We start from the raw sequence: 17,012 nt of genomic DNA on the forward strand, positions 1-17,012 counted from the left end.
CACCTTCGCTACCATACAAAACAAAGTTCGGAAGCAAAAGAGAATAAACAAAGCTTTTAATTTCATTTATTCATTCCTACACAAACCTATCTATAAGCGTCTTACAAATAAATAATAATATTAATTAATTTCTCTGTAGTCGAATCTAGTTTTCATTCGTCATAATGTAAGCCTTAGGGCTTACCCAAAAGTCCAATATGTATTGTCATTCTAATTACAAAGTTACGGAAGAAGAATATCACGATTTGAAAATCAGACATTTCACTTTGTTCAACATGACATGATCTATTTGCTGTTTTTTGGGAACAAGTCCTTACAAACCTTTAACTAATAACAAAAACAACTAAAAATGAAACAATTAAGCTTATGCTTACTATTATGCGTATTATTTATTTTTCCACTAAAAAGTGAAAATTACGATATCATCATTCAAAATGTAAATATCGTTGATGTTGAAAAAGGCCGTATTGTAAAAAATAAAGATGTTGGTATTCAACAACAAGTCATAAAAAAAATAGCAATTGGAAATCAGTTATCAGCAAGTGATTCTACTCAAGTTATTAATGGGAAAGGTAAATATTTAATTCCTGGGCTCTGGGATATGCATGTGCACTTTTATTTTCCTGATAAAGAATATTTAAAAATGTATTTGGCCAAGGGCGTTGTCGGTGTCCGAGAAATGACTGGGTATCGCATGGAATGGCGAGATAGCATTGGGAAAAATACTAATGTACCGAGAATCATATTTTCCAGCCAGATTGTAGATGGTCCTACTCCATGGTTCGAAAGTGATATTCCCGTTAAAGATTGCAAGCAGGTCATTCAAATTGTTCAAGAGGCAAAGAAAAGTGAAAGTAAATTTATCAAATTACTTAGTTTGGTTCCCAGAGATCAATATATGGCAATTGTTAATGAATGTAATCGATTAAATTTTGAATTTGCAGGACATGTTCCCTACAGCATAGGAATAATTGAAGCCGCAAAATTGGGACAAAAATCGAATGAACACTTAAACGGTTTACTCCTGTCTTGCTCTACACAGGAGAAATTTTTACATGCAAGATTAGATAGCCTGCTTAATGTTGTATCTAAAGAGGAAAAACTATCAGGAATTATGAAAATGCAAATTATGGGTTGCACGACCAAAGCGCTTTGGTCATTCAATCAAGCAAAAGCTGATTCTGTAATCCATGAACTGAGCAAATACAATATGTTTCAATGTCCAACTCTGGGTGTGAAACATCGTTTTCAATACAACGAATTGGACTGGGTATATACCGATAACCGATATGATTTTTTTCCTCCTCCGGTTCAGAAAAGATATCGTCCAGATGCAGAAACATTGAAAAAACTAAAACCTTTTGAAAGGGAATTAAAGTTGCAGGAGAAATTGCTTTATCAAATGCATTCAGAAGGAATAAAAATTATAGCTGGTTCCGATCAGGGCTGTGCTGGTTTTAATTTACATGATGAACTTGAATATTTTGTGAATGCCGGACTTTCGAATGCAGAAGCACTTCAAACTGCTACCATAAATGCAGCTATTTATATGCACAAAGAACAAAAAATGGGAAGTATTGATGAAAACAAATTGGCCGATTTGGTATTGCTGAATACCAATCCTCTCGAAAACATTCAAAACACGCGTGATATCAAATTAGTCATTTTTAAAAATAAAATCATTCAGCCCGACCCACTCCTGGAGGCAGTTAAAGAAGTCAATATTAAAATTTCTAATATAGACCCTTTTGAAAAGAAGTTTGATTAAGTGGATACGATGAATAAATCGTACAGCCTAGCTATAGAGAAGCAAAGAATTGCTTCTCTATTCAAAAGGTAATATATTTCCATATGAAGATAAAGCCCAGCAACAATGCCATAATAGTAATCATCGTAAAATCTATAGGCTTTCTCTTTGCAAAATTCACAACAGAATATCTCTGAATGGCTAAAGCCGCTCTTCTCATGCTGTAATTTTCTTTACCAGCATACCTGTTTGCCACTTCATCTCCTGCTATTTCTTTTAGCAATTCATAATCTTTGCGCCTTACCTCTTCTTCGTGATCTAGCATTTTTTTTGTTGTAATGCAACCAATTTTATCAACAATAAGTTTTAATCAAAATATTTTAGTCTGATAAATTTTAAGAGTATGATTCTTACAAGCACAAAACCCCTTCACCAAAAGGCGAAGGGGTTCCTCTACTACCAATTATAAATCCACATCGAATGAATTAAGACTTAAAGTGAATAAATAAACTTACGATTTTCGCTCAATCCATTCTAGTGCACTGTTTAATCACAAAACTATCTTTATACTATTTATAATTTATAGAATACCAATTCTTTTCAATTCATTGTAAAGTTCCTTTCTTTTGTTCAAATCGTTCAGCAAGGCAGAATCGTTTGTCTTTTTAAGAAACTCCTCAGCTTTTTCGAAATTTCCTGTCACCATATACAAAATACCTGCATCCTTGTTTGCAGTGGCAACTGATCTCGAATCGCTTGCATTGGCTGCTACCTCAGCAAAAATATCAGCAGCTTCGGCATAGCTTCCTTTTCTAAGTAGTTTGTTTGCCGATTTGTTCGTTTTTTTCAATTCTTTGTCCTTGATCTTTTTTACTTTTTTTACATCGTAGGTTTTGCTAAGTAACCTAGGTGTAATTTCAGCTATAATGGTGTTCAGGTAAGGAGCAATACATTTCATTGTAATGTCGTAATCGCGAATTTCACCTTCATACTTGCCATCTTTGGTCAATTTAGGAGCACCCAAATACTCTTTAGAGTAATGGTAAGTCATGTTCATTTTAGAATAGCTTTTTACTGCCACACCATCTTTATTGGTAAATTGCAGATCGATAGAAGCTTCAGCATCTTTATTTTTCGAATATTTCTTTACGAAGTAAGGCAGTTTGTGCGTTTCTGTTTGATACTTTCCTTTTAGAGCAACCTCTTCATTTTTTCTTAAGCTGGAACGAATGCTTCCTGAAATTACCAAATCAGCCTCCGACTCACTATTCACCAACTGGTACAACTGAGTACTCATCCATGGTGTACAAAGCTTGTGTCCTGCCTTCTCTCCAATTCTAGCATTCTGAATGTTCTCCCTTAGTAATTTTTGCACTTCCAATCCTGTTCCTCTGTTCCACAATTCACCATCCTCAACAGGAATATCTTTGATAAATACCGTTTTAACCCCTTCGAAAACAAAAGAAGGCATTTTCATGGTATAGGTTCTAACTTTTTCGGCATTGGCAATTGTAGTAGTAACAATTACCAATGTTAACATTACAAATATCTTTTTCATGTATATAATTTTTTCTTCGGTTGTCACACGGTCCCGATAATTATCGGGATTAGTATGACTATGTTTTATTGAATTTTCACATTTATTTACTGTACTCTAAACAACTTCCACATCGAGTTATCTCCTTCCGGCTTAGCCTTGAAAGTGATTCTTTTGCCTTCTGGTGTGTCTACTAGAGTTAGATACTTTATATCCTTAAGTTTGTAATGATCCAAGGCGCCGGCATCATTAAATTGTGCTTCAGATTTGCCGTTGTAGAAACGAACATGTTCACCATCCTCACAGGTTTCAACATACATAAAACTTGTTCCTTCTAAATCGGGTTCAGCAGCAATAAAAAGCTTTAAGTAACCATCTTTGTCGATAACCAAACCACTACTCCCTCTCAAAATCTTCTTCTGCAAGTTTATTTTATTAACTTTTACTTTATCAGTTTTATAGGTGTAAGTCTGCTTTTGTAAACTTTTGTCATCGTGAGGAATTTCTCTCATTTTAAAAGCACACGCCGATTCTTCATCTCCACTTGTAAACACCAGTTTCAATATATCGTAATTCACAAATCCTTCTTCCGATTTGCATTTGATCTTGAAATAAGGCTCGCCAATCATTTTACCTGCCTTATTGGTTTTTATTTGAGCATTCACCTGAATGCCAAAGAATAGAATCAATAATCCTGCAATTAATTTTTTCATGTATTTAATGTTTTTATTCGACCTGCTTTCAAATTATTTCTGATTGCAAGGGTCAGTTTTGTATTTATTACTATCTTAAAAATTGCCCCCTATGCTAATCACACTTCTACCCAATTATGCACACAAAAAACATAGAGAGCAATACACAGATTATGCATATTATTTGGCTGCTACCTCCTGGTTCTCTTCAACATGAATGCGACAGCCTGTAGTTTCAACAATTTTATTTAGATTCTTAGATATGATTCCCTGAAAATCTGAATACTTTTGGTAAGAGTCTTTGATCTTCACAGTATTCATTTTAATACTGTTGTATTCGTTTTTCACAACATCAAGCTTTCCTTTCAGTTCATCAACTCCCGGAACAGTAGGGAATTTTATCTTCATCTTATTCATAATTGGTTTGGCAGCTTTCATACCTAAATCCGCAATTTTCTCAGCTACCTTACCCCCTGCAGTAAGCGCCTTATGAAGAGACATTTTGTAGTCTTTACGAGTTATAGGTCCTGTAAATCCAAACTCCTTTTTCAACACTTTGTCCATTTCATGAGTCACTTTACTTGCCTTATCAAGCACTGGCTTAATTTTACCCAAACCGTTCTTGATTTTTTTAGCCGGATTATGCATAACGGCCAAAGCTTTGGCTCCTTTCTCGAATGTAGTTAAGCTACTGTTCAAGCTTCTCATTTGGTCTGATGCACCTTTTAATCCTTTATTGACCTCTTTAATTGCACCTTCTACCTTTTTAAAATCATTCTCTTTTTTCAAGGTTTTGATACAATCATCGATGGTGGCAACAGTAACTTCACTTTTTTTCAATACATCCTTGGTAGTTGCAACAACGCCTTTCAAACCATCTACTGCTACTTTTACATTGTGAACCGCTGTTTTTGTAGGGTCTATAAATGGTTTTTCTATAGTATTAAACTTGCCAACCAAACCGCCGACTGGTTTTTGAGCAATAGACAATGATTTTGAAGTTACACCACTCACAGTTCCTACAATAGGAATTAGATTGAATGCTTTTAGAGTACTACCAACATTTTTCATTTTGGTATTTAAACTTCTGGTTTGGTCTGATACATAGGTTAGCATATCCATTACCTCGCAGCTTTTATTTACCGCTGTCGAAACCGTATTGATTCTTCCTGTTAGTGCTGTATATTGCTTCCTGGTTTCTGCCAAATTCTTCTTTAAGCTCACCAATTCACTTCCAACTTGCAAGGAGTAAATGCGGTACATAGAGTCCTTGTAATCTGGGATCCACTTTTGGGCATTTCGATACAAAGCAATGATCTTATCCTTTTCGGATTTTGATTTTTCCAATTTGATTGCAGACGCATAGTAATATTCCGCAATTTTCTCTGTTGCTGCCTGCAAAGATTTTTTAGCATCAGGATGACTTGCATTCCACTTTAAAGCCAACTTAAACTGATCAACCGATTGAATGTTATCATCTACTTTTTTTGAGTTGAATAATTCCAAACCATTCTTGTAATAGATTTCAGAAATCTTATTGGCAACACCCTTTCTTGATTGACTAGCCAGGCTTAAACTTGGTGAAAACTTTAAAGCATAGCCCCATGCCTTGTGTGCCAACTCCAAAGTAGGAATCTCATTTGATTTTTGATTCTCCTCAGCAAAATCGGTAAAGTACTTGGTAATTTTTTGTGCAGTTTCCGTTCTAATTTCACTAACACAGTACTTATTATATGCTTTGATAAACTTTTCGTAAGCGTCCTGCACTCGCGATGCATCAATATCTGCTTTACCATTTACCATGATCAAATCAAATGCATACTTAACAGACGCATTTGCTTGCTCAGAGTAATCTACAAAACTGGTGGTCCACTCCCACTTTCCTTTCGGATCAACAAATGGCAATTCAACCTGCTGTACCTTTGAATAAATAGACACCAACAATTGTAATTTCTCAACACGTTTCTCTGCATCTGAAATACTACTTGTATTTTCCGAGCTATTCAAAAAAGATTTTGTCTTGGTTAATGAATTGTCAAAATGAGTATATACAAACTTCTTGAAGGATTTAACTTCGGAGTCAATAATAATTGCATTAAATGCATGGTCTAATCCTTTTAGGCTATTCCCCTTATTCATTTCCTCTTTGGCAAGTCTAAATTCGCCTTTACCTTCAGAAAACATTCCGCTTGCACCACAGCCGTACAAAACAATCGACAAAATAAAAATACAAACAGTTGAGGTTAAAGATCTTCTTAGAGTAAAATTTTTCATCATATAATTTATAATTGGTTTATGTTTGTTTTAGTTGATGTATTTTCAAAAATCAAATAATTGTTGATATTCATGAATAAAAACATCCCATTCATCACAATATTTACTTTACAATTATTATCGGTAGCAAATATGCAAACATCTTTAAGTCTTAGGCAAAAACAGCAATAGACATTGCAATAGACATTTTAACATGACACAAGACAATACCTATTAATCAACTACTTACAAATCACATCGAATATATACCCCTATTTGTAGGAAAAATTCTATTTTTTTACTTTTACATTCCCCTTAACAGTATAACATGTTATGAAGCACCTTTTTCTCTATATATTTGTTTGGCTATTTTTTATCCCAAATGCTTTTTGCAACAATAAAATCGATTCTCTTCTTAATATTTCGAAAAAGCAAGAAGGAAAAGATTACTTGAATACCTATCTTAAAATTGCTGAAGACTTTTCCTATGGTAGCAATGGTGATACAATTATTTATTATGCAGAAATTTGTCACTCTCAAGCATTACTGTTGAATGATGATATTGGAAGATTGAAAGCCTTGTTTTATTGGGGATGTGGACTTTATTCAAGCAAACAGTATAATTCTTCACTAGAGAAAGTGAACAAGGTAATAAGTTTATCAAAGGAACTGGAAAGGCCAAGAGAAGTGCTACAGGCCTATTATTTAAAAGCCAGGATTTATCAAGGTTCAAAACAATACAATAAATCCATAAAAGATTTTCAGAAGGCATACCGATACTCCATAAGCTTATTTGAATCCGAAAACAAAGAGTTTGCCATCAAATATTATCATGCCATCGTAAAACAGTTAACTTATACTTATTGGTATGCGGCAGAAATACAAACAGGAATTGATTTTATCCACAAAGAATTAAATACCAATACTTCTTTTTCGGAAGACCTCTTGAGAGTCTACTATACCAACATTTCCTTTTTATACAACAGAGGTATCGATTTTCGTAAAGCAGAAACATATTTGTTAAAAGCAGCTGAGATAAGTAATAAATCAGGTATTAAAGATCATATTTATATGGATCAGGCATATTTAGGTGCGTTATATTCGAATCTTGGAACACATTCAAAAGCTATAACTCACTACGAAAATGCTCTAAGAATAGCAAAAAACCAGAATGATAATAACAAAGTATCCTATATTCTTCAGAACCTTGGCCTGAATTATGATGCTAATGGCGACTTAAAAAAGGGAGTTGATATGATATTCGATGGTATTCGAATTTTTATTGAGAAAGAAGACAATTATGCAATTGCCAAAGCTTATCAACACTTGGGACGTTTAATGATAAAATGGCACAGTTTTAAAGATGCTGATAAGTACTTACACAAAGCCATTAGCATGCACAATGAAAGGAATTTACAATACATGGCCATCACAGACTATGCTAATATAGCTCTATCTAAATATAGTCAATTTGATAAGGATTCTACACAATATTATTTAGATATCCTAAAAAGAAAAGCTGAAAAGCATAATGCACCAATTGGTAAATGTTCTTATTTTATCATGAAATCAATGCTTAGTTTACACTTTGACAAGAATCCACAAGATGTATTTATGAATTTGAAAAAAGCCGACGAGTATTGTGCAATTACAAAATCTACTACTTCAAGAACTTACATTAATAAAATCTACGGAGATTACTACTTAATGGTAGACAGTCTGCTACAAGCTAAAACATACTTGACTAAAGCATGGACAAAACGTAATTCCATTCTAATGCTAAAAGACAGGTCAAATATAGCACAATCATTATCTGAAGTTTACAAAAATCTAAACCAAACAGATAGCGCATACCTATATTTACAGAAGGCAGACAGCATCAACAAAAAAATACATCATCGTGAAGATGTATTGATGCTTTACAAAAAGGATAACGAATTTACAGTTCTACAGGCCAAAGAGAAACAAAAAGCACTGGTCAAAGAAAACAAGAAGCTTTTCAATCGAATCCTACTCATTCGAGCTTTCTACATTATCCTTAGTCTTAGTTTAATTAGCCTTCTAGTGATATACATGAAAAAGAGAACAAGAAGATTAAAAACAGAAATTCAAATTAAAGAAAAGGCAAGAGAACAGTTAAAGCAGCAAAGCCAAATAGATAAAACAACAATTGAAAAAAACAACGAGCTGATAAGAATCAAAGAAGAAACCATTGAAGAATTAAAAGAAAAGCTTACTAGCAATCAAACAATATTCTCTACTGAGGAAGAAGTAAATGAATTGGAAGCTCTATTAAGTGTAAAATTGACAACGGAAGATGACTGGGACAATTATCTTCAACTGTTCTCAAAGAAAAACCCAAATTTTATTCCTACTTTAAAAAATAGATATCAAAACTTATCGAGAAACGAAATTAAAATCTTTACCCTTATTAAACTTGGACTTACAACACGTGAAATGTCCGGCATCCTAATGATATCACCTTCTAGTGTAAATACCGCTCGATATCGTTTGAGAAAGAAATTAAAACTAGAAGTTGATCAGAAACTGGAAGATATTATTGAAAAAATGATAGCTGAAACTCAAGTTTAGCAAACATTTTTACGCAACCTATTCCATATCTCTTCATCATTTAATTGTATAAATGGTCTGGGAAACGACAAATACATCTATAATTTAGGTATTATTTTTGTTGTAATCAGGCTGGTATAACTCTAAAAGAAAGATGTGATGAGGAAATGGATATTTATTCTATTAATGGGTTTACTGACTGGCTGTTTAGATGATAATGATGAGTACATTTATCACAACCACGACAACTCAGTAGTTTTGCTAAAGATTAACTACACCGATTTTGAATTTGAGGGAGGAATTGAAATATTTCTTCACTCAGAATTTAACGAATCTACTAACATTCCAATAAGTGTTGACTATGTTTCACCTGGAGACTTTGGCAGCATTTCACTATACTACGAACCTAGAGAAGAATTAATCTTTGAAGGAAGTATTGTTTGGGCAGGATCAGGAGAAAGATCATTTCCTAAATACATATATCATCCTGATAATTTTCTGTTTTTGGAAGAAGAAATAACAAAACCTGCCGACGAGAGGTTTCAAATTATTTTCTCTGAAGAAGGAGTAGATTACCCTCTAGAGGATATTTGGAATTCTATTAATGACTTGGCCATTGTAAATAGATATTTAAAAGGAGGAAAAAACATTGGGCTTTTCCGATATACACCAAGCGTTGGTGTAGGCGATCCCAATGAATGGAGTTGGTATGTGATAATGAACACAGTACCCGACTAACCACTAACTATGAAAGAAAAGGAGATAAAGCTATAGCTTTTATCTCCTTTTTGCTTTAAGATTTCTATTTATGTCACTAGTATCTGTAAGAATCAAATTACAGACTAATTACTGAGCATTGTTTATTGATCTCCGTGAAAATCATTTCACAGTTTTCTTCATAATTCCAATATAAGACCAATTCAAATCTCTCAACTTCATGGCTTCATCAATTTTAACTTGCGTTTCATCGTCAACATTGAACACCTCATTTCTACCATAAGCATCGAAATAATGCAAGTATCCATCAAACATATCGAAAGTCATATGCGTCATACGCACACTACTTCCAGATGGCATTAATACTCGAGTTAAGCTCCAATGACTCATTGTTTTTGCATCTACTCTTTTCTGATGAATCGGCAAAAACAATTCCATTTCAGCCTTTTCATACTCATCGAATTTACCTTCTATGGCCTCCATAAAATTCATTCGCATTACTGTTCCCACTTCCATTTTAAAATCATCAGCAGTAGCTGCCACTACTTTCATGAAAATTCTTTTGCTCAATTCTCGAGAACCCACCGATTCTTTCAACTCTGCTCTCAACTCCTCATCAGACATATTAGGATATGCCTTCTTGGCTGCAACAAAAGTATCTCCATTTGCCATAGCCTTAACCGGGTCATCGAAAATGGTAACAGTTAGATACTGGTACCCTTGTTCACTTCCTCCAGGCTTAAGCGACCAAAGATCCCAACCCAATATCTCTCCATCCTTTAGGCGTTGTTCATGTATTTTTTCAAAGAAGGTTTCTGTTTCCCAATAATCATTCTCCATATCATCGGCAACCTTCATAAAATCAAAGACTAAAAATCTTTCCTGCTGTGCCATGCCAATACTGCATAACAGAGCAAACGTAACCAATAGCAATATCTTTCTCATTTCAGCAAGTATTTAGTGAATAATACTTAAGTTACATATTTTTCTCTCTCGAAACAATTTGATTTTGGTAAACCCTTTAAATTATAAGAGAAAGTAAAAAAAATTAACCTAGATTTTTATTGGAATGAATTATATATTTTGTGCCTTTAAGATTATATAACAATTTACGCCCCATAATTTACAACTTCTTAACCTGTGTAAACAAGGCATACCAGTAAAATTAATTTCAATTAATAATCAAGATCTCAAATTGGAAATAAGTTCACATAATTTACTAATTTTAGAATTTAAGCACCAAAAACCCAAACAAGATGAAAACTTTAAACTGGAAAAAAGGTCTTTTTAGTTCCGCATACCAAATATACTTTGGAAGTAAACAAATCGGTTCATTAAGTAATCGTAGCTTTTCACAAACCTGCGAGGCCGAAATGAATGGAAAGAAATATACTTTTCGAACAAAAGGATTCTTAAAGCAATCAACTGAGGTTTATAACGAATTTGGTAAACTTGTAGGTGAAATTCAGTACAATTCATGGATGACCAAAGCTCAAATCAGCTTAGAATCTAAATATTACTATTGGAAATACAATAATATGTGGAACACAAAATGGGCCATGCAAGGAGATGACAACACACAAATAAATGCATGTACCAATTCATTTAGTGGAGATATTGAAACCAATACAGATAATGAATTGGCAATACTTTCAGGTTTGTTTGTAACAAATTACTATATGCAAATGACCTTTTCTGTTATAGTAATAGTATTTATTTCAATATTTATGAGTGCGATGAATTAGAAAAAAACTATAGTTTTTGGGCGATATTTTCGCCCATTTTTATTGAAGTTTCGTAGCCATGTCGAGTATTTTCAACAATATCCTCATCGAAAACAACTCTATCCTTCTCAAAGAACAAAACAACTGTAGATCCACCAAAAGCAAAATAACCTTTCTCACTCCCCTTCTCTACAAATGTATCTTTCTTATAGGTTTGTATAATACTACCGACCATAGTTGCTCCAACCTCAGATATCAAAATATCGCCATACTCCTCTGTTTTAAGAATACTATAAGCTCTTTGATTCTGACAGAAAATTTCTAAACTCTTTTTTAGAGCCAGAGGCGAAACAGAGAAATACTTTCCTTTAATCTTTTTTGATTTTGATGCTATTCCTTCAGCAGGAAAATGATAACGATGATAATCGGCCGGAGCCAATCGAATGATAGCCATTGTCCCATCAACATACTTCTCTGCTAACTTTTTGTTCCCTAAAAAACTATTAATAGAAAACTCTGATCCCTTAATAAAAAAGGAATCCACATCTTTAAGAGAAGGAAATGCTAGTATTTTTCCGTCAGCAGGTGAAACGATAGCATCGCCAATTGGACGCTGTTTATCCTGAATTTTTCGATAAAAGAAATCGTTAAAATGCTTATAGGATTTGCTATCAGATTCATGATAAATGGAAAGATCTATTCCATTTTTTTTAACAAAACGCTTAATTTGTCCTTTAGATAAGCGGCTATTCATAAATCTACCACCAACAGCCGAAACTACTTTTCTCTTTACAAGTACATGCAACGAAGCTTTTCCAAAGAAAGATCCATAAAGCCATTTTAGCATACCCTCACCGGGCACTACTTCTTTTTGCACTTCACCACTCTCTCTTTCAATATATTCGATGTACTCCATAAACGTTTTGAAATTATACAAGCTACAAATTTAGCAGTATTTCAATAATAATCATCAAATTCGTTGGCTCTTTTAGTTGATTTGTCTAAGAATTCTGATCATTCACCCTATTTGAATACCAAGAATCATATTCAACATACTTTACTATCTTTAGTTTTTATTTTATTTAAAGTTCAATCAACGATCAAGAATATCATATTTCATGAAGTACATTGCAATCCTCTCTATAGGCATATTGGCCTATCTTTTGTTTAAAAAATTATGGTCCAATAAAAACTGGATATCTCCAAAAAAACCTTTCCCAGGCGATTGGAGAAAAATTCTAATTCAAAAAGTCAGTTTCTACAATAGCCTTTCTGCGGAAGAAAAAACAAGGTTTGAATACAAGGTTCAAGAGTTCTTATTGAATTGTAGAATTACAGGAATTCATACTAAGGTTGATGATACCGATAGAGTTTTGGTAGCTGCAAGTGCAATTATTCCCGTTTTTGAATTTCCCAATTGGAAATATACCAATCTGTTTGAAGTACTGCTCTACCCCAACAGTTTTAATGATAAATTTGAAACGAAAGCTGAAGATGCCAGAATTTTAGGGATGGTAGGCACAGGTTATATGGAAGGCAAAATGATTCTTTCGAAACCTGCTTTGTTACACGGTTTCTCCAACGAATCGGATAAGAAAAATACAGCCATACATGAGTTTGTGCACCTTATCGATAAAATGGACGGCAAGATTGATGGTCTTCCTTCCATATTGATGGAAAAGCAATACTCGATTCCCTGGTTAGATTTAATCAGTAAGAAAATTGAAGAAATCTACGAAGAAAAGTCAGACATCAATCCTTATGGAGCAACCAATAAAGCCGAGTTTTTTGCAGTAATCAGCGAATACTTTTTCGAAAGACCAAAGCTATTGGCCAATGCTCATCCTGAATTGTATCAATTGCTGGAGGAGATTTTCAATCAGAATATGTCAGAAAGAAAATTGCTTCGTGCCAAACAGAGCATCAGCAGAAACAGTCCTTGCCCATGCGGAAGCGGATTGAAATTTAAGAAGTGCTGCGGGAAACAACACTATTAATTTTAAAAGTCAAATATGAATCAACTTCAAAATATTTCAATACTTCTTTTGATTGCTTATTTCGCGGGAATCATGTTCATTGTTTTGCGATCGAAAGCCAGTAAAAACACCGAAGACTACTTTTTGGCCGGTCGTCAACTGCCTTTTTGGGCATTGGCCATCACCTTTATCGCATCCTGGTGGGGAGGCGGTTCTTCTATCGATTTGGTCGATCATGGATTCAATCAAGGACTTTCCTCCTTTTGGATTTATGGCATGCCTGTGCTGTTTTCCACATTCCTGATGTACCTGTTCTCAAAAGCCATTCGTAAAGTCGGAACCATTACCCAACCACAAATCATGGAAATGCGTTACAACAAAACAGTAGCTCTACTCCTTTCCATTCTCATCTTAATCTTTATGATATTGGGTGTAGCCACACAGGCGGTTGTTATTGGAAACTTTTTCCAATCCTTTTTCGATGTAGATTATAAGATTGCCGCATTAATTGGAACCAGCATTGTTGTGCTATATTCTTTCTTTGGTGGCTTTAAAGGTGTGGTAGTAACCGATATCATTCAATTTGTATTCTTATTAATGGCAGCCATTGTGCTTTTCATATTTGCTTACAATCATTCGGGTGGATTCGAAAAAGTGCAGGAAATTGCCTTAAGCAGAAACAAACCTGAATTCTTCTCCTTCTTTCATAATCTATCCAACAATTTTGTATTCATCATTACTTTTGGCTGTTCATGGATGATACAGGCCAATATCTGGCAAAGAATATCAGCTGCAAAACAACCTACCGACGCCAAGAAAATGATGGGTTTGGCATTCATTGTATTTATTCCATTGTATTTAATGGTAACATTAACAGGAATGTTGAGTTTGGGAATTTACGAATCGGTGCCTGAAGGAGGAATTGTACCAGCCATCATTCAGGACTATATGCCAATGGGTTTGGCTGCATTACTTTTTGTAGGGTTGTGCTCAGCCATCATGTCAACCATGGATTCCATGATCAATACAGGAGCTTTGGTTTTAAGTGTGGATGTTTTTAAGAACAGATTCAAGCCAACAGCCAAAAACCACGAAATGGTTTGGGTAGGGAAAATAGCCACTTTAATTATTGCGGCGCTCGGATTGTTAATTGCCATTGAAATTCGCTCCATTCTAAAAATAACCTGGATAGGTTCCGATTTTCTGGCAACAGGAGCTTTTGTACCATTGGTATTGGCCTTTATCTGGAAAAAAGGAAATTCTGCAGCAGCTACCCTATCCATTATCTTTGGATTGCTTTTTTCGAGCTACAATTTATTGGTGGCTTTGGGAGTAAAATTACCAACCGCATGGGAAATTGCCTCAGTGCAGCAGGCTGCTTATGGAATGATTGGTTCAGCGCTGATATTTATTATCGTGAGCATTGCAACTAAAACAGAAAAGAAAAAGGCTGAAAGTTTTATTGAAAAAGCAGGAATGTTTGAAAAAGCATAGTATTCATATGCTAACAAAAACCAAACAATCTATAAAAACTAGTGTGAATTCATCATTTATAATCCTATAAAAATTACTTGTCAATTTTTCGGTTGTTCTAGTTGCTATAAGCTAATACCTTTGTACAAAACAAATCAAGAGGACTATGCTTATACATGATCAGCGAAAGCGTGAAGAGTACTACGAAGCTGTACAGAAAAAAAACAGTCAGTATATTGGTACATTCTTTTTAGCGGTGAAAACTACGGGAATTTTCTGCATTCCCACATGTAGAGCCAGAACTCCAAAGTTTGAAAACATTGAGTTCTTTACGCTTTCGAAGGATGCATTACAGAATGGATATCGACCATGTAAAATTTGCAAACCAACAAACCATGCTTACGAACCACCCAAGGATATTCAAAAAGCCATTGAATTGGTTAATCAAAACATATTCGAAAAGGTAAGCGACTACCAATTGAAAGAAAATGGATTGCAACCCGAAAAAGTAAGGCGATGGTTCAAGAAACATCACGGCATGACCTTTCAGGCATATCAGCGAATGTTAAGAATCAATTCTGCTTTTCAAGATTTAAAAAAGGGCAAGCAAGTAACCGATTCTGCCTTCAATTCAGGCTACAACTCATTAAGTGGCTTTGGATATACTTTTAAGGTGTTGGTGGGTGATTCACCCAAAGAAAGTTTAAACAAATCTGTTATTCTCATTACCAGAATCACTACTCCTTTAGGTCCAATGTTCATCTGTGCAAGCGATGATGGCATTTGCCTGGTAGAATTTACCGATCGTAAAATGCTGGAAACAGAATTTAGGGATCTGCAGAAGAAAATGAACGCCATCATTCTTCAAGGTGAAAACGAACACATAAAAACCTGTAAAAAACAGTTGAACGAGTATTTCAAAGGCAGCAGAAAATCATTTGACATCCCGCTTGATTTACCTGGACCCCCCTTTCAACAATTAACATGGAAAGAACTTCAAAACATCCCTTTTGGTGCAACGAGCACATACCAGGAAATGGCAAAAAAAATTGGCAAAGAAACCGCAGTCAGAGCCATGGCCAATGCCAATGGACATAATCGCGTAGCTATAATCGTTCCTTGCCACCGGGTTATAGGAAAAGATGGCAGTCTAACCGGATACGGTGGTGGATTGCAACGAAAGCAATGGCTTCTGGATCATGAATCAAAAAACAAATAGCAATAATTCACAAATGAAATACGATATACTGGCAACATCCTTTGGCAGGGTCATTCTTGTTGGGAATGAGAATGGTATCAGCCAATTGCTTGTTGATAACAATAGCAAAGATATCAGCCTTAGTGATGAATGGAAAAAAGACCAAACATTGTTTAAGGATGCCAAACAGCAACTTCTTGAATACTTCGAAGGGAAGAGAACTTATTTTGATCTAAAACTAAATCCTTCTGGCACTGATTTTCAGAAAAAAGTATGGTCCGAACTGAGAAAAATTCCCTATGGCGGTTTATGCACTTACAAAGACATTGCAACTGCAGTAGGAAATCCAAAAGCATCAAGAGCTGTGGGAATGGCTAATAACAAGAATCCCATTCCAATAATAGTGCCATGCCATAGAGTGATTGGGGCAAACAGAAAACTAGTTGGATATGCCTATGGATTGGAACTAAAGCAGAAATTGCTTCAGATGGAATGCATTAACAAAAGCTTTGAACTTCTTCAAAAACATTATGGCGAACTTGATTGGTGGCCTGCTGAAAGTGATTTTGAAATGATGGTTGGAGCCATACTTACTCAAAACACCAATTGGAAAAATGTAGAAAAAGCCTTGGCAAACTTCAATGGCAAACTCTCTCCTGCTTTTGTACAAAATTCTTCGAATGACGATCTGGCAGAAATTATTCGCCCAAGTGGATACCACAATCAAAAGGCAATAAAACTGAAGGCGCTATGTAAATGGTTCAAGCAATATGATTTTGATATTGCAAAAGTAAAGGCAATGCCAGGAGAGCAATTACGTGAAGAGCTTTTGGCAATTAAGGGTGTTGGGGGCGAAACTGCTGATAGCATTTTGGTATACGCTCTGGAAAAAGCATTTTTCGTAATCGATGCCTATACCAGGAGAATTTTCCATCGCATTGGCATTACAATTCCAGACAAATACGATGATTTTAGATTGCTTATGGAAGATGCTGTTCCTAAAAGTGTAGCAACCTACAACCTTTATCATGCTTTAATTGTTGAACATGCCAAGGCATATTGCCAAAAGAAACCTTTATGCAACTCTTGTCCTTTACAAGAAATCTGCAACCAGAGAATATAAG

Annotated in this window: 14 protein-coding genes; 8 read left to right on the forward strand and 6 right to left on the reverse strand. The window is 34.8% G+C overall.

Annotated elements, in window-relative coordinates:
- The first annotated feature begins 349 nt into the window (after positions 1–349).
- Entirely contained in the window at positions 350–1,768 is a 1,419-nt protein-coding gene (locus DF185_RS06830; RefSeq protein ID WP_110359989.1) for an amidohydrolase family protein, read from the forward strand.
- Between the two features lie 61 nt (positions 1,769–1,829).
- On the opposite strand, the gene DF185_RS06835 is transcribed toward DF185_RS06830, so the two are convergent.
- The 4 genes from DF185_RS06835 to DF185_RS06850 form a co-directional block, all read right to left on the reverse strand.
- Positions 1,830–2,072, reverse strand: coding sequence for a hypothetical protein (locus DF185_RS06835; RefSeq protein ID WP_110359990.1), 243 nt, complete (start codon positions 2,070–2,072; stop codon positions 1,830–1,832).
- Between the two features lie 255 nt (positions 2,073–2,327).
- Positions 2,328–3,305, reverse strand: a complete 978-nt coding sequence (locus DF185_RS06840) for a tetratricopeptide repeat protein (RefSeq protein ID WP_110359991.1) — start codon at positions 3,303–3,305, stop codon at positions 2,328–2,330.
- Between the two features lie 86 nt (positions 3,306–3,391).
- A complete protein-coding gene (locus DF185_RS06845; RefSeq protein ID WP_110359992.1) occupies positions 3,392–3,997 on the reverse strand; it encodes a hypothetical protein in 606 nt (201 codons plus the stop codon).
- A gap of 159 nt (positions 3,998–4,156) precedes the next feature.
- Positions 4,157–6,253 carry a hypothetical protein gene (locus DF185_RS06850; RefSeq protein ID WP_133249984.1) on the reverse strand — a complete coding sequence of 699 codons (2,097 nt, stop codon included), beginning with the start codon at positions 6,251–6,253 and terminating at the stop codon, positions 4,157–4,159.
- Positions 6,254–6,562: 309 nt separating this feature from the next.
- On the opposite strand from DF185_RS06850, the gene DF185_RS06855 reads away from it, so the two are divergent.
- On the forward strand, positions 6,563–8,821 hold the full coding sequence (locus tag DF185_RS06855; RefSeq protein WP_110359994.1) for a LuxR C-terminal-related transcriptional regulator: 2,259 nt from the start codon (positions 6,563–6,565) through the stop codon (positions 8,819–8,821).
- Positions 8,822–8,959: 138 nt separating this feature from the next.
- A complete protein-coding gene (locus DF185_RS06860) occupies positions 8,960–9,538 on the forward strand; it encodes a hypothetical protein (RefSeq protein WP_133249985.1) in 579 nt (192 codons plus the stop codon).
- Between the two features lie 141 nt (positions 9,539–9,679).
- Here DF185_RS06860 and DF185_RS06865 read toward each other — a convergent pair whose 3' ends face one another.
- Positions 9,680–10,462 (reverse strand): hypothetical protein, encoded by a 783-nt coding sequence (locus DF185_RS06865; RefSeq protein ID WP_133249986.1) that lies wholly within the window; start codon positions 10,460–10,462, stop codon positions 9,680–9,682.
- Positions 10,463–10,773: 311 nt separating this feature from the next.
- On the opposite strand from DF185_RS06865, the gene DF185_RS06870 reads away from it, so the two are divergent.
- Positions 10,774–11,262, forward strand: coding sequence for a hypothetical protein (locus DF185_RS06870; protein ID WP_110359997.1), 489 nt, complete (start codon positions 10,774–10,776; stop codon positions 11,260–11,262).
- 7 nt (positions 11,263–11,269) lie between these two features.
- On the opposite strand, the gene DF185_RS06875 is transcribed toward DF185_RS06870, so the two are convergent.
- Positions 11,270–12,157 (reverse strand): phosphatidylserine decarboxylase, encoded by an 888-nt coding sequence (locus DF185_RS06875; protein WP_110359998.1) that lies wholly within the window; start codon positions 12,155–12,157, stop codon positions 11,270–11,272.
- A gap of 202 nt (positions 12,158–12,359) precedes the next feature.
- Here DF185_RS06875 and DF185_RS06880 point away from each other — a divergent pair, with 202 nt between their 5' ends.
- From DF185_RS06880 to DF185_RS06895, 4 genes are all read left to right on the forward strand, one after another.
- A complete protein-coding gene (locus tag DF185_RS06880; protein WP_110359999.1) occupies positions 12,360–13,238 on the forward strand; it encodes a zinc-dependent peptidase in 879 nt (292 codons plus the stop codon).
- Positions 13,239–13,253: 15 nt separating this feature from the next.
- Positions 13,254–14,711, forward strand: coding sequence for a sodium:solute symporter family protein (locus tag DF185_RS06885; RefSeq protein ID WP_110360000.1), 1,458 nt, complete (start codon positions 13,254–13,256; stop codon positions 14,709–14,711).
- A 145-nt stretch (positions 14,712–14,856) separates the two neighbouring features.
- Positions 14,857–15,909 carry a bifunctional transcriptional activator/DNA repair enzyme AdaA gene (locus DF185_RS06890; RefSeq protein ID WP_110360001.1) on the forward strand — a complete coding sequence of 351 codons (1,053 nt, stop codon included), beginning with the start codon at positions 14,857–14,859 and terminating at the stop codon, positions 15,907–15,909.
- 13 nt (positions 15,910–15,922) lie between these two features.
- Entirely contained in the window at positions 15,923–17,011 is a 1,089-nt protein-coding gene (locus DF185_RS06895) for a methylated-DNA--[protein]-cysteine S-methyltransferase (protein ID WP_110360143.1), read from the forward strand.
- Position 17,012 lies beyond the last annotated feature (1 nt).

The organism is Marinifilum breve, assembly GCF_003202155.1.
Lineage (GTDB): Bacteria > Bacteroidota > Bacteroidia > Bacteroidales > Marinifilaceae > Marinifilum > Marinifilum breve.